Below are 21,293 nucleotides of genomic sequence, written 5' to 3'. Positions count from 1 at the left end.
GAGCGTTGCAGCAAGCGCTTTCTATGCCGCAGAAGCTAGCCTCTGGACAGCGGTCCGGACAAGAGCGTGTCCAGGACGTGGTTGTCCGAGTCGGCGAACAGGCCGACCGAGTGGCCGTAGGGTCTGCACGACGCCCCGACCCGGCCGCGTCCCCGCGACGGGCCGGGAGGCGGGCACGTACCGGCCGGGCACGGCACGTACGACGACACGCGCGACCGGAGGACGACGAGATGACGGTGACCCTGGCGGACGTGGCGGCCCGCGCCCAGGTCTCCCCCGCGACGGTGTCGCGCGTGCTGAACGGCAACTACCCGGTCGCCGCGTCCACCCGGGAGCGGGTGCTGAAGGCGGTCGACGAGCTGGACTACGTGCTCAACGGCCCCGCGAGCGCGCTCGCCGCCGCGACCTCCGACCTGGTCGGCATCCTGGTGAACGACATCGCCGACCCCTTCTTCGGAATCATGGCGAGCGCCATCCAGTCGGAGATCGGCGGCCCCGGGGGGCGGGCCGGCGGGGAGCGGCTGGCGGTGGTCTGCAACACGGGCGGCTCACCGGATCGCGAGCTGACCTACCTGACCCTGCTGCAACGGCAGCGGGCGGCGGCGGTGGTGCTGACCGGCGGGGCCGTGGAGGACGCGCCGCACGCGGCGGCGGTCTCGGAGAAGCTGCGCAAGCTGGCGGACGCCGGGACGCGCGTGGTGCTGTGCGGGCGCCCGCCGGCGCCCGGTGCCCGGACGATCGCGCTGGCCTTCGACAACCGCGGCGGGGCACGGCAGCTGACGGAGCACCTGATCGGCCTGGGGCACCGGCGGCTCGGCTACATCGCGGGCCCCGAGGAGCGGACGACCACCCGCCACCGCCTGGAGGGCCACCGGGAGGCGCTGGCCGCGGCGGGCATCGAGGACGACCCCCACCGGACGGTGTACGGCCGGTACGACCGCTCGTCCGGCCACGAGGCCACCCTGGAGTTGCTGCGCCGCGACCCGTCCCTGACGGCGGTCGTCGCCGCGAACGACTCCGTCGCCCTGGGCGCCTGCGCCGCGCTGCGCGAGTCCGGTCTGCGCATCCCCCAGGACGTCTCGGTGGCGGGCTTCGACGACCTGCCGTTCAGCGTCGACACGGTGCCCGCGCTCACCACCGTCCGGCTGCCCCTCGCCGAAGCGGGCGCCCGCGCGGGCCGCATCGCGATGGGCCGCGAGGAGCCGCCGTCCGGAGGGGTCACGACCGTCCCGGGGGAGCTGATGGTGCGCGGGTCCACGGGGGCACCGCGGGTGTCCGCGGGGGCGCCCCGCGGGGCATGAACCACGCGGGTCGACGAGGGCACCGCGCGGGTCCGTGGGGCCGTCCCCCGCAGCGTGAGGTCCATGCGCGCAGGCGGAACACCGCGCGGGCTGAGAACCGCCGAGCTTGAGCACCCTGCAGGGCGTGGGAATCGCGGGACGTGAGGCAGTTCGGGGGGGCGTGCGACACCGCGCGAATCCGCAGGCCGCGTTCCGTGAGGTATGAACCGCGCGGCGCGTGAGGCGCCGCGTGAGGCCGCGGGCGGGCCGGGTGGGTCCGCGGGGCCGCGCCCGGGGCTCGGGGCGCCGTGCGGGTTCGCGGGGTGTCGGGCGGGCGGGTTCGGTGGGCGGGGCCGTGGACGGGTGGGGGTCGGCGGTTTAGCCTCGGAGTGAGCGGTTCTCTGACTGAGTCAAGTATCCGCGCCCGCCTCCCGTCCCCTTCACCCACGGGGTCCGACATGACCGTCCAGGACATCCGCGCCTTCAACCGCTTCTACACCAACGCCATCGGTGCCCTCGACTACGGCCGCCACCTCTACGCCCCCTACACGCTCACCGAGTCCCGGGTGCTCTACGAACTCGCGCACGCGCCCCGGACCGACGCGGCCGACCTGCGGGCCGCACTCTCGCTGGACGCCGGGTACCTGAGCCGGATCCTCAACAAGTTCGAGCAGGAGGGGCTGGTCGAGCGCGGCCCGTCCGAACGGGATCCCCGGCGGCGGAGCGTCGCCCTCACCCCGCACGGCAGGGAGGCCGCCGTCCTGCTGGAGGAGCGGGCTCGGGAGTCCGTCGGCCGGCTGCTGCTCTCCGTACCGCCGGCGGACCGGTCACGGCTGGCGGACGCGATGCGCACCGTTCGGGAGATCCTGTCCGAGGGCCGGGCACCCAGCCCCGAGGACGTCGTGCTGCGCGGGCCCGGACCCGGCGACCTGGGCTGGATCGTGCAGCGCAACGGCGCGGTGTACGCGGCCGAGTTCGGCTGGAACGCCGACTACGAGCGCCTGGTGGCGAGGATCGTCGCCGACTTCGCCGAGGACCACGACCCGGCCCTGGAGCGGGTGTGGGTCGCCGAACTCGACGGACGCCCGGTGGGCAGCGTGATGTGCGTACGGGACGAGGCCCCGGCCACCGCCCGGCTGCGGCTGCTGCTCGTCGGGCCCGAGGCGCGCGGGCTGGGCATCGGGGACCGGCTGGTGCGGGCGGTCGTCGACTTCGCGCGCGGGGCCGGCTACCGGGACCTGGTGCTGTGGACCAACGACGTGCTCGGCAGCGCCCGCCGCATCTACCAGCGGCACGGCTTCGTCCTGGTCTCCGAGCAGCCGCACCACTCCTTCGGCAAGGACCTGATGGGCCAGGACTGGCGGCTGGACCTGCGCGAACCGGGCGCGTGACGAGCGGGGCCCGTGCCCATGGAGCCCGTCCTCCGGGGGCCGGTGAGCGGGTCCCCGCCCTCAGCGTGACCGCCCGGCCGGCTGCGGCGTGGCGGGACCGCCGGTGGGGACGGCGGCGGGCTCCGAAGCCGGGGCCGGCGACGGCTCACGGCGGCGGCCCGGCGCCAGGGACGTCAGCGCCACCCCGCCCACCAGCAGCGCCGCCGCGCACCAGCGCAGGGGGCTCACCGACTCGCCAAGGAAGAGCGTCGCCGCGGACATGCCGAAGACCGGGACCAGCAGCGAGAACGGGGCGACCGTGGAGGCCGGGTGGCGGCGCAGCAGCCAGCCCCAGGCTCCGAAGCCGAAGACCGTGGTGATCCAGGCGACGTAGAGGACCGTGCCCGCGCCCTGCCAGTCGAGGGCGCGCAGCGCGGCCAGGTCCCGGGAGGGGCCCTCAAGGAGCAGCGACAGGCCGAGCAGCGGCAGGACCGGGACCGTGCTCACCCAGACCATGAAGTTCAGCGCGTCCGGCGAGGCCGCCTTGCGGGTCAGGACGTTGGAGACGCCCCAGCAGGCGGCCGCGGCGACGACGAGCGCGAAGGCGCCGAGGGGGCCCGTGGCGCCCTCGTCCACGGCCGCGACGCCGATGCCGGCGAGCGCCACGCCCATGCCCAGCACCCGTACGCCCGTGGGCCGTTCGCCCAGCGCCAGGAAGGCGAACAGGGCCGTGAACACCGCCTGGATCTGGAGCACCAGGGAGGAGAGCCCCGCGGGCATCCCGGCGTCCATCCCGACGAACAGCAGCCCGAACTTGGCGACGCCGAGCACCAGTCCCACCGCCACGACCCACTTCCACGCCACCTTCGGCCGGCCCACCAGGAGGACGGCGGGGACGGCGGCCACCAGAAAGCGCAGGGCCGAGAAGAGCAGGGGCGGGAAGTGGCCGAGGCCGACCTCGATGACGGTGAAGTTCACGCCCCAGACGGCGGCGACGAGGACGGCGAGAAGGACATGGGCAGGTCGCATGTACCGAGGATCACTTCCACGGACTGTGAAGCACCAGCGATGATTGCTGCACCATTGCATGAAGCATCGCTAACCGGTCGGCCCGTCGGAGGAACCGTGCTCGATCTCCAGCGTCTGCGTGCCCTGCACGCCGTCTCCGTACACGGCACGGTCGGGGCGGCCGCCGCCGCGCTCGGGTACACCTCGTCGGCGGTGTCGCAGCAGATCGCCAAGCTGGAGCGGGAGACCAGGACGGTCCTGCTCGAGCGCGAGGGGCGCGGGGTGCGGCTCACCGACGAGGCGCAGCAACTGGTGTCGGTGGCCGGCGAGTTGCTGACGCTCGTGGAGCGTGCCGAGACCGAACTGGAGGAGCGGCGCGGGGTGCCCGCCGGGCGGCTGCTCGTGGCGGCGTTCGCCTCGGCGGCGCGGGGGCTCATGCCGTGCGTCCTCGCGGACCTGGCCCGCCGGCATCCGGCCCTGGACGCCCGGCTCAGCGAGGTCGACCCGCACCTGTCGGTGGACCTGGTCGCCAAGGGCGCCGTCGACCTGGCCGTCGCGCACGACTGGGACATCGCCCCGCTGCCCGCACCGGCCGGGGTGGAACAGGCCGTCATCGGGGACGACCTGTGCGATCTGCTGGTGCCGTCCGGGCACCCCTTCGCGGGGCGGACGGGGGTACGGCGCGAGGAGCTGGGCGGCGAGCGGTGGATCTGCCAGCCGCCGGGCCGGGTGTGCAGCGACTGGCTGCTGCGCACCCTGCGTGCCGCCGGACACGAGCCGCACGTGGTCCACCAGGCCGACGAGAACCCGACCCTGGTCGCCCTGGTCGCCGCGGGCCTGGGCGTCGCGCTGATCCCACGCCTGGGACGGGGCCCGCTGCCCGAAGGGGTCGTGGAGGTGCCGCTGGACCCCATGCCGGTACGGCGGCTGTACGCGCTGTGGCGCACGGGCGCCGCACGCCGCCCGGCCATCGCCGAGACGGTACGCACCCTGCGGCACCACTGGCCCACGGTGTCCGCGCACACACCTCGCTGAACGCCCACCCCCGCGCCACCGGTTCCTGTGCACTCCCTTGACTGGCAGAAACTGCCGGGATATTGGTGACCCCTCGGAAGTTTCCTTCAGTGATCCTCCAGCGGATCTCCTCCGGAAGGGGCGCACGTGCACGACACCAGCACGGGATCCACCGCACTTCCCTCCAGACGTACCCTCCTCGCCGCCACGGCCGGCGTCACCGCCGCCCTGGCGGTCCAGGGCACCGGCACCGCCTACGCCGCTTCCCACGACGACAAGAAGCTGCGTGCCCTGATCTCCCGGATGACGCTCGAGGAGAAGGTCGGCCAGCTCTTCGTGATGCGGGTCTACGGCCACTCGGCCACCGCTCCGACCCAGGCCGACATCGACGCCAACCTCGCGGAGATAGGCGTCCGCACGGCCGCCGAGCTGATCGCCAAGTACCGCGTCGGCGGCATCATCTACTTCGCCTGGGCCAACAACACCCAGAACCCGCACCAGATCGCCGACCTGTCCAACGGGATCCAGCAGGCGTCCCTCGGGCAGCCGCGCGGCCTGCCCCTGCTCGTCGCCACCGACCAGGAGCACGGCATCGTCTGCCGCGTGGGCAAGCCCGCGACCCTCTTCCCGGGCGCCATGGCGATCGGCGCGAGCGGCTCGCCCGCCGACGCCAACACCCTGGGCCGCGTCTCCGGTGCGGAGCTGCGCGCCCTCGGCATCAACCAGGACTACTCCCCCGACGCCGACGTGAACGTCAACCCGGCCAACCCGGTCATCGGCGTACGGTCCTTCGGCGCCGACCCGGACGCCGTGGCGAGGCTGGTGGCCGCGGAGGTGAAGGGCTACCAGAACTCCCGGGTGGCGGCGACCGCCAAGCACTTCCCCGGGCACGGGGACACCGCCACCGACAGCCACTTCGGCTTCCCGGTCATCACGCACAGCCAGGAGCTGTGGGAGCAGCTGGACGCGGTGCCGTTCCGGGCCGCGATCAAGGCCGGCATCGACTCGATCATGACCGCGCACATCCAGTTCCCAGCGCTGGACGACTCCGGCGACCCGGCCACCCTGTCCCACCCGATCCTCACCGGCATCCTGCGCGGCGAACTCGGCTTCGACGGCGTCGTGGTGACCGACTCGCTCGGCATGGACGGCGTGCGCACCAAGTACGGCGACGACCGGGTCCCGGTGCTCGCGCTGAAGGCGGGCGTGGACCAGCTGCTCAACCCGCCCTCGCTGGACGTGGCCTGGAACGCGGTGCTGGACGCGGTGCGCGCCGGCGAGCTGACCGAGGCCCGGCTCGACGAATCGATCCTCCGCGTCCTGCGGCTGAAGGCGAAGCTGGGACTGCTCGACGACCCCTACGTCAGCCAGTCGAACGTCGACCGCGTCGTGGGCGTCGAGTCCCACCTGGCGGCGGCCGACCGCGTCGCCGAGCGGACCACGACCCTGCTGGCCAACGAGGGCCGCCTGCTGCCGCTGTCCCGCCGCAGCCACAGAAAGATCCTCGTCGTCGGCGCCGACCCCGCCTCCCCGTCGGGCACCACCGGCCCGCCCACCGGAGTGCTCGCCGCCGATCTCACCGAACTCGGCTTCCAGGCCACGGCGTTGTCGACCGGCACCGACCCGTCGGCGGCGACCGTCGACCAGGCGGTGGCCGCGGCACAGGACGCGGACGCGGTGGTGGTCGGGACGTACAACGTCACGGCGGGCAGCTCCCAGAAGACACTGGTGGAACGGCTCGTCGCCACCGGCCGCCCGGTGGTCGCGGTCGCGATCCGCAACCCCTACGACATCGCCCACCTGCCCACCGTCCCCGCCCACTTGGCCGCCTACTCCTGGACCGACGTGGAACTGCGCGCCGCCGCACGGGTGATCGCGGGCCAGGTGCGGCCGCGCGGGAAGCTGCCGGTGCCGGTGCAGCGGGCGGACGACCCGGCGCGGATCCTGTACCCCATCGGATACGGCCTGTCCTACTAGCCGCTCTCGCCCGTAGGGCGTACGGCGCTTACGCCGCTCCCCCCGGCGTGCCACCGCCAACTGGCCCGAAGCACGCGCACGCCTGGCGTGGCCCCGCTGCGGCGGGCCACGCTGGGCCGGGGTGGACCGGGGGGATGGCGATGCGCGGGACATGGACCAGGGGGGTGGCGTGCGCCCTGCCGGCGCTGCTCGTGGCGCTGCTGACGGGCTGCGGGCAGCCGCCCGGGTCCACGGGTGGCCGGGAGCGGGGCACCGCCCCGGCCTCCGCGGGGCCGTCCGGTCATGGCGCGGTGTTCCTCGACGTGGGCGAGTGCAGTTCCTTCGGCACGACGGCCTTCACCGAGGTGCCCTGTTCCGGCGAGCGGGCGGCGGCCCGGGTGATCGCCCGGCACGACGGCCGGCCCGGCGACGGCCCGCTCTGCCCGCCGAACACCGACTTCGTCCTGCACATCGACGCCCAGCCGGCCGGTCCCGGCCAGGAGGGCGGCGCGATCCCGCAGGGCTACGCCTGCATGCGCAACCTCCAGCCGCCCCACCCCGGCGACCCCGGCGGCGGGGGCGGCCCGCGCACCGTCGTCGGCGACTGCCTCTACGGATCCGGCCGCGGCCAGGTCCGGGAGACCGCGTGCGACGGCACGGGCCACAAGAAGCCCGAGTATCTGGTGACGCGGGCGGTGCGCAGACGCGACCGGTGCCCCGCGTCGACCACCCTGTACGTCCGACTCGGCGGCGACGAACCGGTGGGCTGCGCCCGGAAGCTGTGACTCCGGGCGCAGCCCACCGATGGATCAGCGCGTGCGCGTCAGCGTGTCACGGCCTGAGCGCGGGCTCCCGCTCCACGTCCCGCACGTCCAGCTTCGCGTCGTAGCCGGCCAGCGGCTTGGCCACCGACGGGTTCGACTGGACCGCCGGGGTGGCGACTCCCGCCCACTCGAGGATCCTGGCCGTGGCGAGCGCCTTCTCGTCCGGCACGAGACCGGCGACGTTCGCCCCGTGATTCATGCCGGGCGCCGTGAAGACGTACGAGTCCTGTGCCTTCTTGTCGAGGCGGAACCGCTCCGAGCCCCACGGGTCGTTCTCCCCGTACACGAAGAGCATCTGGTTCGCGTGCTGGCGCACCCAGGTGTCCACGTCACGCATCGCCGACGGCTGGAACTTCATCGGGATCGACCGCGGCACGTAGTTGCGCGGCGGCTGGTAGCCGTAGCGGATCAGCTTCTTCTCGATGTGCGGGAACTGGATGGTCGGCGCGCCGAGCTGCGTACCGGCCTGGTAGTAGTACGGCGTGTAGGGCTCCAGGCCCTGGTCGGTGTAGGCGTCGAAGCCGGAGATGGCGTCGACGGTGTCCCAGATCTGCTGGTCGGTGGCGTTCTTGGCGTCACCCGGGATGGTGCCGCAGTCCTTCAGCAGGCTGTACTGCCAAAAGCCCCACACGTAGTCGAGGACGACAGCCTCGTAGGCCTTGTCCAGGTTGCCGACGGTGGTGAAGGTGTAGCCGTGGTCGGCGGCGAACTTCGCGTACTTGTTCTCCAGCGACTCCCGGCGCACCAGCGCCTCCCGCTGCACCCCGTTCAGCCTGTCTCGGCACTCCTTGGTGCCGACGGTGGCGAAGAAGCGGTCGTAGGCGGAGTCCTCCTTGTCGACCACGTCGTTGGGGGCGACGTAGGCGACCACGCCATCCATGTCACCGGGGTAGAAGCGCTTGTAGTAGGTGGCCGTCATGCCGCCCTTGGAGCCGCCGGTGGCGATCCAGTTGTGGGAGTAGACCGGCTTCAGCGCCTGGTAGATGCGGTGCTGGTCGCTGGCGGCCTGCCAGATGTCGAGCTTGGACCAGTCGGCGGGGGCGGGTCGGGACGGGGTGAAGAACCGGTACTCCATGGAGACCTGGTTGCCGTCCACGATCTGGGTGGGCTCGCGGCGGCTCGCGGTCGTGGAGACGTTGTAGCCGCCGGTGTAGAAGACCGTCGGGCGGTCGACTCCCTTGTGCAGCAAGGTGATCCGCTGCTGGAAGGTGCCCTTCGACGGATCGCGGTGGTCGACCGGCTGGGTGTAGTTGAGGACGAAGAAGCGGTAGCCCGTGTAGGGCTTCTCCTCGATCAGGCTCATGCCGGGGATGGCCAGGAGCCGGTTCAGGATGTCGGTTTCCGAGCTGGCCGCGGTGCCGTTCGTGGCCTCCGGCTGGGCCGCGGTGGCCGCCCCCGCCGTACTCAGCGTGCCGATGGACACCGTGAGCGCGAGCAGCCATCTGAGCGCCTTGCGCATGCACCCTCCCATTAAGACAGATGTTCGCCGGAAGGTATCGGAGCAACTCGGGTGCGCACCAGGGCGGCAGGGAAATACCTGAACGTGTTTCAGGGGCTCAGCACAGGATCCAGGCCGTGTGCACCGACTTCGAGCCCACCGATCCGGCGACCCGCACGCACCGGTGGCCCGCGTGCACGGTGACCGGGCCGGCCTGCCGGGAGTAGCGGCCCTTGTCGGTGACCGGACGGTTGCCGCGGGCCTGCACCGTCACCGACATCAACCGTCTGGGGCCGGATTTCCTGGCGGTGGTGAGGGCGCAGACGTAGCCGTCACGCTTGTGGACGTGGACGGTGCCGGTGGCGAAGGAGAGCGTTCTGACCTCGCGGCCGGCGCAGCCGGCGGCTGCCTGGGCGGTGCCGGGCGCGGCGAACGCCAGCAGCACCGCCCCGGTCAGCACAGCCACGAGCGGCAGCGGCCGCCGGCGTATCGCAGCACTGTCCACGGTCCCCCCTGACGTGAGCGTACAAGCGTACGGATCTACGGACGCGGCCCGCGGGCCGATTGGTTGCTGCCACGGGCTCAGCGTGACGCGCTGACCGGCTCCTCCGGCTCGGACGCGCCGACGAACGTCCGCCACAGCGCGGCGTACCGTCCGTCGCGGGCCAGCAGTTCCTCGTGGGTGCCGTCCTCCGCGACCCGGCCGTGGTCCATCACCACCACCCGGTCGGCGCGGGCGGCCGTCGTCAGCCGGTGGGCGACAATCAAGGTGGTGCGCGCGTAAGCGCTCGATGAGGGGTGGTGGTCGGGCGACGGGTGGGCGGTACGGCGGCCGGCGAGCCGGTCGGTGGCCTGGTTGACCTGTGCCTCGGTGGCCAGGTCGAGCGCGGCGGTCGCCTCGTCGAGGAGCAGGACGTCGGGGTCGACGAGTTCGGCGCGGGCCAGCGCGATCAGCTGGCGCTGACCGGCCGACAGGTTGCGTCCGCGCTCGGCGACCTCGTGCAGGTAGCCGTCCTCCAGCGTGGCGATCATCTCGTGCGCGCCGACCGCGCGCGCGGCGGCCTCCACCTCGGCGTCGGTGGCGTCGGGGCGGCCGTAGGCGATGGCGTCGCGGACGGTGCCCGGGAAGAGGTACGCCTCCTGCGGCACGACCCCGAGCCGGTGCCGGTAAGCGGTGAGGTCCAGTGCCCTGAGGTCCGTGCCGTCGACGGTCACCCGGCCGCCGCTCGGGTCGTAGAACCGGGCCACCAGCTTCACCAGGGTCGACTTGCCCGCGCCGGTCTCACCGACGAAGGCGACGGTCTGTCCGGCCGGGATGCGCAGGTCGACGCCGGTGAGCGCCGCGTCGCCCGCGTCGCCGGCGCCGTAGTGGAAGTGCACGTCCTCGAAGGCGATCTCGCCGCGCAGGGCGGGCACCTCGACGGGCTCGGCGGCGGACTTCGTGGACGTCGGCTCCCGGAGCAGTTCCTGGATGCGGCCCAGGGAGACGGTCGCCTGCTGGTAGCCGTCGAAGACCTGCGAGAGCTGCTGGACCGGCGCGAAGAACAGGTCGATGTAGAGCAGGTACGCCACCAGGGCGCCCGTGGTCAGCGTGGCCGCCTCCACCCGGCCCGCGCCCGCGATCAGCACCGCGGCCGCCGCGACCGAGGACAGGAGCTGCACGAACGGGAAGTAGACCGAGATCAGCCACTGGCCCCGGATCCGCGCCCGGCGGTAGTCCTCGCTGCGCCCGGCGAACCGCCGCCCGCCGTCCCCCTCGCGCCGGAAGGCCTGCACGATCCGCAGCCCGGCCACCGACTCCTGGAGGTCGGCGTTGACCACCGACACCCGCTCACGGGCGAGTTCGTACGCCCTGACGCTCGCCCGGCGGAAGAAGAACGTGGCGACGACCAGCGGCGGCAGCGTCGCGAAGACGACCAGCGCCAGGTGCACGTCGATCACCAGCAGGGTCATCATGATGCCGAAGAAGGTGACGACCGAGACGAACGCCGTGACCAGGCCGGTCTGGAGGAACGTCGACAGCGCGTCGACGTCGGTCGTCATCCGGGTCATGATCCGGCCGGTCAGCTCGCGCTCGTAGTAGTCGAGGCCGAGCCGCTGGAGCTGGGCGAAGATCTTCAGGCGCAGCGAGTAGAGCACCCGTTCCCCGGTCCGCCCGGTCATCCGGGTCTCGCCGATCTGCGCCGCCCACTGCACCAGCACGGCGAGCAGACCGAGCAGCGACGCCGCCCACACGGCGCCCAGGGCCATCCGTGTGACGCCCTGGTCGATGCCGTGCCGGATCAGGATCGGCAGCAGCAGGCCCATGGCGGCGTCCACGGCGACGAGGCCGAGGCTGGCCAGGAGCGGCAGGCCGAAGCCGCGCAGCAGGCGGCGCAGGCCGTAGGAGTCCTCCGGGCGGACGGCCCGCCGCTCGTCGATGTCGGGAGTGTCGGCCGCGGGCGGCAGCGCCGCGACCTGGGCGAGCAGTTCGGGGGTGGCGGGCATGCCGGCCATCGCCGCGTCCCGGGGCTCGCGCTCGCCCGCCCACAACGTGGGCGTGATGCCGCGCTCGGCGTCGAACTCGGCGTCCAGTTCCTCCCGGACCGAGACGTCGTCCGGGGGAGCGGCGGGCTGGGTGTGGCCCGGTGAGACGCCGCCGAGCTCGTCGGGGTCGGTGAGCAGGCCGCGGTAGAGGGCGCACCGCTCCTGGAGTTCGTCGTGCGTGCCGATGTCGGCGAGGCGGCCCTGGTCGAGGACGGCGATGCGGTCGGCGAGGTTCAGGGTGGAGCGGCGGTGGGCGATGAGGAGGGTCGTGCGGCCCTCCATGACCTGCGCCAGGGCCTCGTGGATCTCGTGCTCGACGCGGGCGTCCACGGCGGAGGTGGCGTCGTCCAGGACGAGCAGGCGCGGGTCGGTGAGGATCGCGCGGGCCAGGGCGACGCGCTGGCGCTGGCCGCCGGAGAGGGTCAGGCCGTGCTCGCCGACCGTGGTGTCGTAGCCCTCGGGCAGCTCCGAGATGAAGCGGTCGGCCTGGGCGGCGCGGGCGGCGGCCTCGATCTGCTCCGCGGTGGCGTCGGGGCGGCCGTAGGCGATGTTGGCGCGGATGGTGTCGGAGAACAGGAAGGAGTCCTCGGGCACCAGGCCGATCGCGGCCCTGAGCGAGTCCAGGGTCAGCTCGCGCACGTCGTGGCCGCCGATGAGGACGGCGCCGTGGGTGACGTCGTAGAAGCGGGGCAGCAGCAGGGAGACCGTGGACTTGCCGGAGCCGGAGGAGCCGACGACGGCCAGGGTCTCGCCGGGGCGGATCTCGAAGGACAGACCCTGGAGGACGGGCCGGCCGTCCGCGTAGCCGAACGAGACGTCGTCGAACTCGACGGTCGCGGGGGCGTCGGCGGGCAGCTCCTTGGTGCCCCCGGTCAGGGTGGGCTCGGTGTCGATCAGCTCCAGGACGCGTTCGGTGCCCGCCCGGGCCTGCTGCCCGACCGTGAGCACCATGGCGAGCATGCGGACCGGGCCGACGAGCTGGGCGAGGTAGGCGGAGAAGGCGACGAACGTGCCCAGCGTGATGTGCCCGCGCACGGCGAGCCAGCCGCCGAGGGCCAGCATGGCGACCTGGCCGAGGGCGGGCACGGCCTGGAGGGCGGGCGTGAACCGGGCGTTCAGCCGGATGGTGCGCAGCCGCCCGGCGAACAGCCTGCGGCCGACCCCGCGCAGCTTGGCGGTCTCCTGCTCCTCCTGGCCGAAGCCCTTCACCACGCGGACGCCGCTCACCGCGCCGTCGACCACGCCGGCGACGGCGGCGGCCTGCGCCTGGGCGTACCAGGTGGCGGGGTGGAGCTTGGTGCGGCTGCGCCGGGCGATCCAGCCGAGGGCCGGGGCGACGGCCAGGGCGACCAGGGTCAGCGGAAGCGACAGCCAGGCCATGATCACCAGGGAGATCAGGAAGAGCAGCACGTTGCCGATGGTCATCGGCAGCATGAAGAGCAGGCCCTGGATCAGCTGGAGGTCGCTGGTGGCGCGGCCGACCACCTGGCCGGTGGACAGCTCGTCCTGGCGTCTGCCGTCGAGCCGGGTGATCGTCTCGTACATCTCCGTCCGCAGGTCGTGCTGGACGTCGAGGGCGAGCCGGCCGCCGTAGTAGCGGCGGATGTAGGTGAGGACGTAGACGACGAGCGCGGCGGCGACCAGGGCGCCCGCCCAGGGGGTCATACGGCGGCTGTGGTCGCCGATCACGTCGTCGATGATCACCTTGGTGATCAGCGGCACCAGCGCCGTGACGGCCATGCCGGCGAGCGAGGCGCCCAGGGCGAGGACGACGTCCTTGGGGTAGCGCCAGGCGTACCCGGCCAGTCTCCGCGCCCATCCCGGCTGCGCTGCCACGTCGGTGCCTCCCTCAGGACCTGATCTTCCGGAAGACACCAACGCGGGCGGGAGCGGATTTCATCCCTCGGCGACGATGCGCCCGGCGGCGCGGGGATCACCCGCCCGACGGGAGCGCCACGAACGCCTCCTCGGGCGTGGTGGTCGGCGTGTAGCGCACGGTGTTCGCCGCCGTGGGGACGAGGTCCTTGTGGATGGCCCTGGCGATGTTCTGGATGGTGGTGACGCCGTAGTTCATGGTGCTGTTGTCCTGGGTCAGCACCGTGATCATGTAGTCGCGGCCGACGCCGTTGAAGGTGCCCACGCTGTGCACCCGCCAGCCGTGGGTGGAGCGCGACAGCCAGCCGTTCTTGACGTGGACGGCGACGGAGGACGGCGCCCCGGCGGGCGTGCCCCAGCGCTGGGAGGAGACGACCTGGCCCATGAGCTTGAGCATGTAGGCGCGGGAGTTGTCGCTCAGCACGGAGTTCTTCGCCGTGATCAGTGCGAGCAGCTTCTGCTCGTCGCGCACGGTGATCTGGGTCAGTCCCCAGTAGCCGTTCGCCCCCGGCTTGGTCTGGGTCATGCCGGCCGCGGCGAGGAAGCCCTTGACCTTCGTCACGCCCAGCTGCTTCCACAGGCTGGAGGTGGCGTTGTTGTCCGACTTCGTGATCATGGCCTTGGTGAGCGTGGTCTCGCGGGCGGTGAGGTAGCGGTTGTGCTTCTTGGCGTCCCACAGCAGGGTGGCGAGGACGGTGACCTTGACCACGCTCGCCGAGTCGTAGGCGGTCGACTGGCGCAGCGTGCAGGTCGTGTTGGTGGTGCGGTCGCGCAGGCCGACGGCAATGGTGCCTTTGCGGCCCTTCATGGCCGCGGTGATGTCCTTCTGCAACTTGGCTGCCAGGCCTGCCTTGCCGGACGTGCAGCTGACCGTGGGTGCGGCGGCCGCAGCGGGCGTCGCGGCGGCCACGCAGGGAATCAGCATCCCGGCGCCCACGCCCGCCGCGAGCACTTGGGCGCGTCGGGTTGTCCAGTGAGTCATGCCCAGATGACTCCGGGACCCCCGCACGGAGTTGTGGGAGTTGGCAGAGATTTGACCTACCGTTACCCAACCGCAGTAACGAAACAGCGCCGTTCCCGCTGTCGCACCAGGCAGGCGCTGACGGTGTCCGGGGCGGAGTCGCCCAGGGCGATCATGGGGGTGGAGAGGGAACTCTTCGCGTCGTACTCGTCCTTGACCTCCGCCGTCAGTGGGGCGTGGTCCCGTATCCGGATCTCGACCCGGTCGCCGACCCTCCCCAGGTCGATTCGGGCCCACACGGTGTGACAGGCGGCACCGTGCCGGATCTTGACCACGGTTCGTCCGAAGGCCTGCCGTCGGAGCGTCGTCGGCGGGGGTGTGACGTCGCACCCGTAGGTCTCGGGGTTCTTGCCCGCGCACCCGCCGCCCTCACAGCCCGGCGACGCGGCGACCGTCAGGGCGGACGTGGCGGGGGAGCCGCCCCGCTGCCAGTGACTCGCTCCGAAGGCACCGGCGACCACGAGCGCCACCGCGACAGTGACGGCGGCCAGGCCCCAGAGCCCTCCGGTGACCAACTCCCGGCGCACGCGCGGGCGTGGGAGCCGGCGAGCCGCGTGACCGGACGTCCCGGGCGCGGCACGGGGGGACGCCGGCGGGGCTGCGGCGCCGTCCGCGGCGGGCCCTGCGCTCTCGCCTCCCAAGGGCCCGGCGCTCTCGTCTTCCGAGGGCTGGGCGGTGCCGTTCTGCACGAGCCCGGCCCTGGCGGGGTCCGGAGGTGACGCCGGGCGGGGCACGGGGAGTCCGGCTCCTGCGGTCGGCGGTGCGGGCCGCGGCGGAGGCCCGGACCGCCCGCTCCACACGGCCTCGGCCAGCTCCCACAGGGCGAGCGGCCTGCCGGGGTCCTCCCCCGCCAGGGCGCACAGCGCCTCGACGGCCCCTCGGGGCGGGACCGTCTTGCCGTTGAGGTAACGCTCCCAGGAGGACTTGCTGTACTGCGTCTTGTCCGCCAGTCCGGCCAGGCTCAGGCCGGTCCTGGCGCGCAGGCCGCGCAGTGTCCCGGCCAGCCGGTCGCATTCCAGGTGCCGGTCACCGGGCGTCATGCCGCAGCACTTCCCAGGTGTCCTCGCCGATCACCCCGTCCACGACGATGTGCGCGTCCTGCTGCAAGCGCTCCACCGCACGTTCGGTGCCGCTGCCGAAGGCGCCGTCGGCGAGCCCCGGCGGAAATCCGTGGTGACGCAGCAGGCACTGCGCCTCGACGACGGGCCACTGCGCGGATCCCGTGCCGATCAGGGCGGTGCGGGTGGTGCTGTAACCGGCGTACAGCAGCCCGTCCTTGTCCCTCCGGACCGCGCACGAGTAGTCCTTGCCCGCCCGGAACACGAACGGGTCCCCGCCCTGGTTCGTGGCGGAACTTCCCGCCGCGGCCGCCGGCCGGTCCGGCGCCCCGCCGTGGTCCCAGGGGGCGGCCACCAGCAGCGCGATCAGGGCCAGCAGGGCCGTGACGGACGCCGCCGCCAGGACGGGCAGCCACGGCAGCCGCCGCCCGCTCTGCGGCCGGTCGTCCCGCGCGCCCTTCCCGACGTCCGCCGACTCCCCGGACTCGTCCCGCTGCGCGGGTTCGTCACGCTCCCCGGGCTCGTCCCGCTCCTCGGGGTCCTCGGGCGTGTGCGCCTGCTTGCTCTCGCCGCGCGTGTTCCGTGCGGCGCCGCCGCCCAGCGCTGCCGCGGCCACCTCGTGCAGGGCCAGCAGCCGGCCGGGGTCGGTGGCACAGGCGCGGGCGAAGGCGGCCACGGCCCGTTGGGGAGGCAGCGCACGGCCGTTGAGGTACCGGTCCCAGGAGGAACGGCTGTACCCCGTTCTGGCGGCCAGGGCCTGCTGGCTGAGACCGCTGTGGTCCTTGACCCGGCGCAGCTGCAGGACCAGTTGGCGCGTCCTGGGATCGAGCGAGGTCGGCAGTTGCTTCCAAGGAGACATGTCCCCCACATCCACATCTCTTCCGTTTGCTAGCAACCTCTTACCGAAGATGCGGTGGGTTCTCGCTCCGGTTTCCCGATGCCGTCCCTCGAAAGGATGCTTTCAGCCGCCCGGTGTGACCCGCGTCCCGCCACTGCCTCGCCCGTCGGCACGTCCCCGCAGGTCAGTCCGTGGGACGTCCCACGTGGGCTGCATTCCGGCCGCGGCGGTGGCCCGCCCCCGCGGTCGGCGGGCAGTGTCGGTGGCGCAAGGCAGCCCAAGGCAGCCAAGGAACCCAAGGCAACCACGGAACCCAAGGAACCCAAGGAAACGGGGAGCACCCATGACCATCGGCGCAACGCACAAGTCCCTCGGGATCGGTGTCGCCACGCTCGCCCTCCTGGGCGGCGCGGCCACCGCCGGCACCGCCCAGGCGGCCGGGAGCGCCACCGCCCACTCCGCCACGGCCGCGGCGAAGAAGTGCACGTACACGAAGAGCCTCGGCTACTACTGCGGCTACTACAAGGGCAACGGCACCGTCCGCAAGGGCAGCAAGGGCAACGCGGTCCGGGAGGTCCAGGCGCTGATCAACCAGACGACCGCGCACAAGCCCAAGCTCAAGATCGACGGCGACTACGGCAAGAACACCAGGGCCGCCGTGGTCTGGTTCCAGAAGACGTACCACGTCAAGCCGTACGACGGCATCGCCGGCAAGAAGACGTGGAAGGAGCTGCGCCTGAAGTAGCGGCCTCCGCGGCCGAACGGTGTGCCGTCCGCTCAGCCCAGGTGCGTGGGCGCGAACATCCGCAGGACCGCCGGGAGGACGACCACCGAGGGCCCCGGCTCGGAAAGGGCCCTCGCCAGGTCGGCCGCCAGGTTCTCGGGCGTCGTACGGACGCCCGGGACGCCGAAGGACTCGGCCAGGGCCACGTAGTCGGGGCGGGTGAGCTCCGTCGCCGTGGCCTGGCCGAAGGCGTCGGTCATGTACTCGCGGAGGATGCCGTAGCCGCCGTCGTCGACGATCAGCCAGGTGACGTCGAGGTCGTACTGGCGGGCGGTGGCCAGTTCCGCGATCGAGTACAGCGCGCCGCCGTCGCCCGACACCGCCAGGACCGGGCGGGTGCGGTCCGCGGCCGCCGCCCCCAGCGCCGCAGGGAAGCCGTAGCCGAGACCGCCGGCGCCCTGGGCCGAGTGCATGGCGTTGGGGGACTTCGCGTCGAAGGCCGACCAGGCCCAGTACGCCAGGATCGTCATGTCCCAGAAGGACGGCGAGCCGGCGGGCAGGGCACGGCGGACGGACGCCAGCACGTCCTGCTCCAGGGTGAGTCCCTGGGCGGCGATCCGGTCGCGGACCTTGGCAAGGACCTCGCGTACGCGGTCGGCGGCGGTCTCGTCCGGACGCTCGTCCACGGTCTCCAGCAGGGCCTGGAGGGCCGGGCGGGCGTCGGCGTGGATGCCGAGCGCCGGGTGGTTGGACTCCAGCTTGCCGAGGTCGGCCTCGATCTGGATCACCCGGCCGCGCGGCGTGAACGTGTGGTAGTTGGAGGAGAGTTCGCCGAGGCCCGAGCCGATGACGAGCAGGACGTCCGCGTCCTCCAGGAAGTCCGTGGTGTGCCGGTCCTCCAGCCAGGACTGGAGGGACAGCGGGTGCTCCCAGGGGAAGGCGCCCTTGCCGCCGAAGGTCGTGACGACCGGCGCGTTCAGCCGCTCCGCGAGCGCCAGCAGCTTGCCGGACGCGTCGGCGCGGACCACTCCCCCGCCCGCGATGATCGCCGGGCGGGCGGCCTTCGACAGCAGGTCGGCCGCCACCGCGGTGAGTTCGGGACGCGGGAGCAGCTCCTCCGGGGTCGCGTCCAGCGCCGTCACCACCGGCAGGCTCGTCCGGTCGAGCAGCACGTCCTGCGGGATCTCCACCCATACGGGCCCGTGCGGGACCGTCAGCGCCGACTTCCAGGCGGCCGCGATGGCGGAGGGGATCTGGGACTGGGTACGGACCGTGTGGACCGACTTCACCACACCGCGGAACGAGGCCGCCTGGTCGGGCAGTTCGTGCAGGTAGCCGTGGCGGCCGCCGCCGAGCCCCGCCGTCGGGATCTGGCTGCTGATGGCCAGGACGGGGGCCGAGGCCGCCGCCGCCTCCTGGAGCGCGGCCAGCGAGGTCAGCGCTCCCGGGCCGGTCGACAGCAGCAGCGGTGCGGCCTCGCCGGTGATCCGGCCGTAGGCGTCGGCGGCGAAGCCGGCGTTGTTCTCCACCCGCAGGCCCACGTACGTCAGGTCCGAGCGGCGCAGCGCGTCGAACATGCCGAGGGCGTGCTGTCCCGGCAGGCCGAAGACGGTCGTCGCGCCCAGCCCGGCCAGGGTCTCCACGACCAGGTCTCCGCCGTTGCGGCCGGGGGGAGGATTGAGGGCGGCCTCCGTCTGCGCGGGTGTCGGGCGGAGCACCAGGTCGTGGTCGTGCGTCACTTGGCTTACGCGTCCTTCCGGGCCGCCGCGATCCGGCGGGTCATGATCGTGGTCAGTTCGTACGCCGTGTGGGAGGCGGCCACCGAGGTGATCTCGGCGTGGTCGTACGCCGGGGCGACCTCGACGACGTCGGCGGAGACCAGGTTGCAGGACGCCAGGCCGCGCAGGATCTCCAGCAGTTCGCGGGAGGTCATGCCGCCGGCCTCGGGGGTGCCGGTGCCGGGCGCGTGCGCGGGGTCGAGGCAGTCGATGTCGATGGAGATGTACAGCGGGCGGTCGCCGATGCGCTGGCGCAGCTGGTCGGCCACCTCGTCGGCGCCGCGGCGGTAGACGTCGGCGGAGGTGACGATGCCGAAGCCCATCTTCTCGTCGTCGCTGAGGTCCTGCTTGCCGTACAGCGGGCCGCGGGTGCCGACGTGGGAGAGCGCCTCGGTGTCGAGGATGCCCTCCTCCACCGCCCGCCGGAACGGGGTGCCGTGCGTGTACTCGGCGCCGAAGTAGGTGTCCCAGGTGTCGAGGTGGGCGTCGAAGTGGAGCAGCGCGACCGGGCCGTGCTTCTTGGCGACGGACCGCAGCAGCGGCAGCGCGATGGTGTGGTCGCCGCCGAGGGTCATCAACCGGGCGCCGGTGCCGAGGAGTTCGTCGGCGGCGGCCTCGATGGTCTCGACGGCCTCGTTGATGTTGAACGGGTTCACGGCGATGTCGCCGCCGTCCGCGACCTGGGCGAGGGCGAACGGGGAGGCGTCCTGCGCCGGGTTGTAGGGGCGCAGCAGCCGGGACGCCTCACGGATGGCGTTGCCGCCGAAGCGGGCGCCCGGCCGGTACGAGACGCCCGAGTCGAACGGCACGCCCACGACGGCGACGTCGGCGGTGCCCACCTCGTCGAGGCGGGGCAGCCGGGCGAAGGTCGCGGGGCCGGCGTACCGCGGGACGCGGGAGGAGTCGACGGGACCGCGGGGCGTCTCGGTGCTGCTCATGGTGAAATGCCTTCTTTCTTACGCTTCGTCGCGTATGTAATGGCTCGTGATCGACTCTACTGGCGGGCGGGGGCCGGTTCGGACGCGAGTTCGGGGGTGCGCCCGGCGAGCCGCTCGCGCCAGGCGGCGAGGACGGCCTCGTCGGTCGGCTTCGTCGCCAGGGAGACGATGACGTAGGCGGCCAGGGAGGACAGCAGGCCGTAGTAGACGGGCTCGTTGGCGAGGATGCCGAAGGCCGCCATGAGGCCGATGACCGCGACACCGCCGACGATCACGGAGGCGAGGGCGCCCTGCGCGGTGCCGCGCTTCCACAGCAGTCCGCCGAGGATCGGCACGAGCAGCCCGCCGACGAGCAGGTTGTAGGCGACGGTCAGCGCCTCGACGACGTTGTTGAGCGCGATGGCGGTGCAGATCACGCCCACGCCCATGATCAGGATGAAGACGCGGTTGCCCTTGACCTCGTCGTGCGCGTCCCCGTCGCGGCGCACGGCGCCGCGCAGCCGGGACCAGATGTCGTTGTTGGCGACGGTGGCGCAGGCGATCAGCGCGCCGGATGAGGTGGACATCACCGCGGCCAGCGCGGCGGCGAGCACCAGGCCGCGGACACCGATGGGCAGGTCGTCCTTGACGATGGTGGCGAAGGCGTCGTCGGCGCTGCCGAGGTTGGGGTAGAGCACCTTGGCGGCGGTGCCGATGACCGCGCCGGCGATCGCGTAGACCAGGCAGTAGGTGCCGGCGACGGTGCCGCCCCACTTGGCGGTGGTGTCACTGCGGGCGGTGAACACGCGCTGCCAGATGTCCTGGCCGATGAGCATGCCGAAGGTGTAGATCAGGACGTACGTGAAGATCGTCTCGCCGCCGATGCCCAGCGGGTCGAAGTAGGAGGTCGGCAGCTTGGCCTTCATCTCGCTGAAGCCGCCCGCCTTGACGACGGCGATGGGCAGCAGGAGGAGCAGCACGCCGATCGTCTTCACCACGAACTGCACCATGTCGGTCAGCGTGATGGACCACATGCCGCCGAGGGTGGAGTAGGCCACGACGATCGTGCCGCCGAGGATGATCGCGACGGTGCGGTTCAGGTCGAACAGGACGTCGAAGATCGTGGCGTACGCGATGGTGGAGGTCACCGCCAGCATCAGGGTGTACGCCCACATCACGACGCCCGAGATGATGCCGGCCCGGCCGCCGTAGCGCAGGTCGAGCATCTCGGAGACGGTGTAGACCTTCAGGCGGGCGATGCGGGCGGAGAAGAAGACCGAGAGGGCGAGGATTCCGAGGCCGATGGTGAAGACCATCCAGGCGCCGGAGAGGCCGTACTTGTAGCCGAGGCCGACGCCGCCGATGGTGGACGCGCCGCCGAGGACGATCGCCGCCATGGTGCCGGAGTACATCGCGGGGCCCAGGCGGCGGCCCGCGACCAGGAACTCGCTCTTGGACTTGGCGCGGCGCATGCCCCACCAACCCATGGCCAGCATGCCGGCGAGATAGACGACGATCACTGTGTAGTCGACGGCCATGTGGGGCCCTCCTTCGCGCACATCCCGGTGGCGGTGTCGTGCAGGTGTCTGGGGGTGGGTGGGACGTCGGCAAGGGCTCGCGGGGACATCGCCCGTACCCGTGGCTGCCGGTCTGCCTTGACACTAGG

At 72.6% G+C, this 21,293-nt stretch carries 16 protein-coding genes; 6 read left to right on the top strand and 10 right to left on the bottom strand.

Going from position 1 to position 21,293, the window contains the following annotated elements; genetic code table 11:
* Nucleotides 1-230: 230 nt before the first annotated feature.
* Nucleotides 231-1,301 carry a LacI family DNA-binding transcriptional regulator gene (locus ACIHCX_RS28535; protein ID WP_400034384.1) on the top strand — a complete coding sequence of 357 codons (1,071 nt, stop codon included), beginning with the start codon at nucleotides 231-233 and terminating at the stop codon, nucleotides 1,299-1,301.
* 437 nt (nucleotides 1,302-1,738) lie between these two features.
* The gene (locus ACIHCX_RS28530; protein ID WP_400034382.1) at nucleotides 1,739-2,671 is read left to right on the top strand and encodes a GNAT family N-acetyltransferase; all 933 of its coding nucleotides are present in this window, start codon (nucleotides 1,739-1,741) and stop codon (nucleotides 2,669-2,671) included.
* 60 nt (nucleotides 2,672-2,731) lie between these two features.
* Here ACIHCX_RS28530 and ACIHCX_RS28525 read toward each other — a convergent pair whose 3' ends face one another.
* Nucleotides 2,732-3,679: an EamA family transporter gene (locus tag ACIHCX_RS28525; protein WP_400034380.1), complete on the bottom strand. Its 948-nt coding sequence runs from the start codon at nucleotides 3,677-3,679 to the stop codon at nucleotides 2,732-2,734.
* 96 nt (nucleotides 3,680-3,775) lie between these two features.
* On the opposite strand from ACIHCX_RS28525, the gene ACIHCX_RS28520 reads away from it, so the two are divergent.
* From ACIHCX_RS28520 to ACIHCX_RS28510, 3 genes are all read left to right on the top strand, one after another.
* Nucleotides 3,776-4,693 carry a LysR family transcriptional regulator gene (locus tag ACIHCX_RS28520; protein ID WP_400034378.1) on the top strand — a complete coding sequence of 306 codons (918 nt, stop codon included), beginning with the start codon at nucleotides 3,776-3,778 and terminating at the stop codon, nucleotides 4,691-4,693.
* Between the two features lie 126 nt (nucleotides 4,694-4,819).
* Nucleotides 4,820-6,649 (top strand): glycoside hydrolase family 3 protein, encoded by a 1,830-nt coding sequence (locus tag ACIHCX_RS28515; RefSeq protein ID WP_400034376.1) that lies wholly within the window; start codon nucleotides 4,820-4,822, stop codon nucleotides 6,647-6,649.
* Nucleotides 6,650-6,789: 140 nt separating this feature from the next.
* A complete protein-coding gene (locus tag ACIHCX_RS28510) occupies nucleotides 6,790-7,413 on the top strand; it encodes a hypothetical protein (RefSeq protein ID WP_400034374.1) in 624 nt (207 codons plus the stop codon).
* A gap of 46 nt (nucleotides 7,414-7,459) precedes the next feature.
* Here the strand turns inward: ACIHCX_RS28510 and ACIHCX_RS28505 are convergent, their stop codons facing one another.
* The 6 genes from ACIHCX_RS28505 to ACIHCX_RS28480 all read right to left on the bottom strand — a co-directional run bounded on the left by ACIHCX_RS28505 (nucleotide 7,460) and on the right by ACIHCX_RS28480 (nucleotide 16,229).
* Entirely contained in the window at nucleotides 7,460-8,911 is a 1,452-nt protein-coding gene (locus ACIHCX_RS28505; protein WP_400034372.1) for a S28 family serine protease, read from the bottom strand.
* Nucleotides 8,912-9,008: 97 nt separating this feature from the next.
* Entirely contained in the window at nucleotides 9,009-9,395 is a 387-nt protein-coding gene (locus ACIHCX_RS28500) for a hypothetical protein (RefSeq protein ID WP_400034370.1), read from the bottom strand.
* A 77-nt stretch (nucleotides 9,396-9,472) separates the two neighbouring features.
* The gene (locus ACIHCX_RS28495) at nucleotides 9,473-13,252 is read right to left on the bottom strand and encodes an ABC transporter ATP-binding protein (protein ID WP_400034368.1); all 3,780 of its coding nucleotides are present in this window, start codon (nucleotides 13,250-13,252) and stop codon (nucleotides 9,473-9,475) included.
* Nucleotides 13,253-13,349: 97 nt separating this feature from the next.
* Nucleotides 13,350-14,216 carry a serine hydrolase gene (locus ACIHCX_RS28490; protein ID WP_400034465.1) on the bottom strand — a complete coding sequence of 289 codons (867 nt, stop codon included), beginning with the start codon at nucleotides 14,214-14,216 and terminating at the stop codon, nucleotides 13,350-13,352.
* Nucleotides 14,217-14,335: 119 nt separating this feature from the next.
* Nucleotides 14,336-15,352 carry a helix-turn-helix domain-containing protein gene (locus ACIHCX_RS28485; protein ID WP_400034366.1) on the bottom strand — a complete coding sequence of 339 codons (1,017 nt, stop codon included), beginning with the start codon at nucleotides 15,350-15,352 and terminating at the stop codon, nucleotides 14,336-14,338.
* A complete protein-coding gene (locus tag ACIHCX_RS28480) occupies nucleotides 15,339-16,229 on the bottom strand; it encodes a helix-turn-helix domain-containing protein (RefSeq protein WP_400034364.1) in 891 nt (296 codons plus the stop codon). Before ACIHCX_RS28480 ends, ACIHCX_RS28485 begins: the two co-directional genes overlap by 14 nt.
* A gap of 322 nt (nucleotides 16,230-16,551) precedes the next feature.
* On the opposite strand from ACIHCX_RS28480, the gene ACIHCX_RS28475 reads away from it, so the two are divergent.
* Nucleotides 16,552-16,953: a peptidoglycan-binding protein gene (locus tag ACIHCX_RS28475; protein ID WP_400034362.1), complete on the top strand. Its 402-nt coding sequence runs from the start codon at nucleotides 16,552-16,554 to the stop codon at nucleotides 16,951-16,953.
* Between the two features lie 32 nt (nucleotides 16,954-16,985).
* On the opposite strand, the gene ACIHCX_RS28470 is transcribed toward ACIHCX_RS28475, so the two are convergent.
* Genes ACIHCX_RS28470 through ACIHCX_RS28460 form a run of 3 tightly spaced genes read right to left on the bottom strand, consistent with a single transcriptional unit; the run spans nucleotide 16,986 to nucleotide 21,165 of the window.
* Complete coding sequence (locus tag ACIHCX_RS28470; protein ID WP_400034360.1) at nucleotides 16,986-18,671, bottom strand: thiamine pyrophosphate-binding protein; 1,686 nt, start codon at nucleotides 18,669-18,671, stop codon at nucleotides 16,986-16,988.
* 5 nt (nucleotides 18,672-18,676) lie between these two features.
* Nucleotides 18,677-19,648 (bottom strand): agmatinase, encoded by a 972-nt coding sequence (speB, locus tag ACIHCX_RS28465; RefSeq protein ID WP_400034358.1) that lies wholly within the window; start codon nucleotides 19,646-19,648, stop codon nucleotides 18,677-18,679.
* 56 nt (nucleotides 19,649-19,704) lie between these two features.
* Nucleotides 19,705-21,165, bottom strand: a complete 1,461-nt coding sequence (locus ACIHCX_RS28460) for a sodium:solute symporter (protein WP_400034356.1) — start codon at nucleotides 21,163-21,165, stop codon at nucleotides 19,705-19,707.
* Nucleotides 21,166-21,293: the final 128 nt, after the last annotated feature.

The sequence above is a fragment of the Streptomyces sp. NPDC052043 genome (assembly GCF_044548235.1).
Lineage (GTDB): Bacteria > Actinomycetota > Actinomycetes > Streptomycetales > Streptomycetaceae > Streptomyces.
This window is presented reverse-complemented; position numbering and strand designations above follow the sequence as displayed.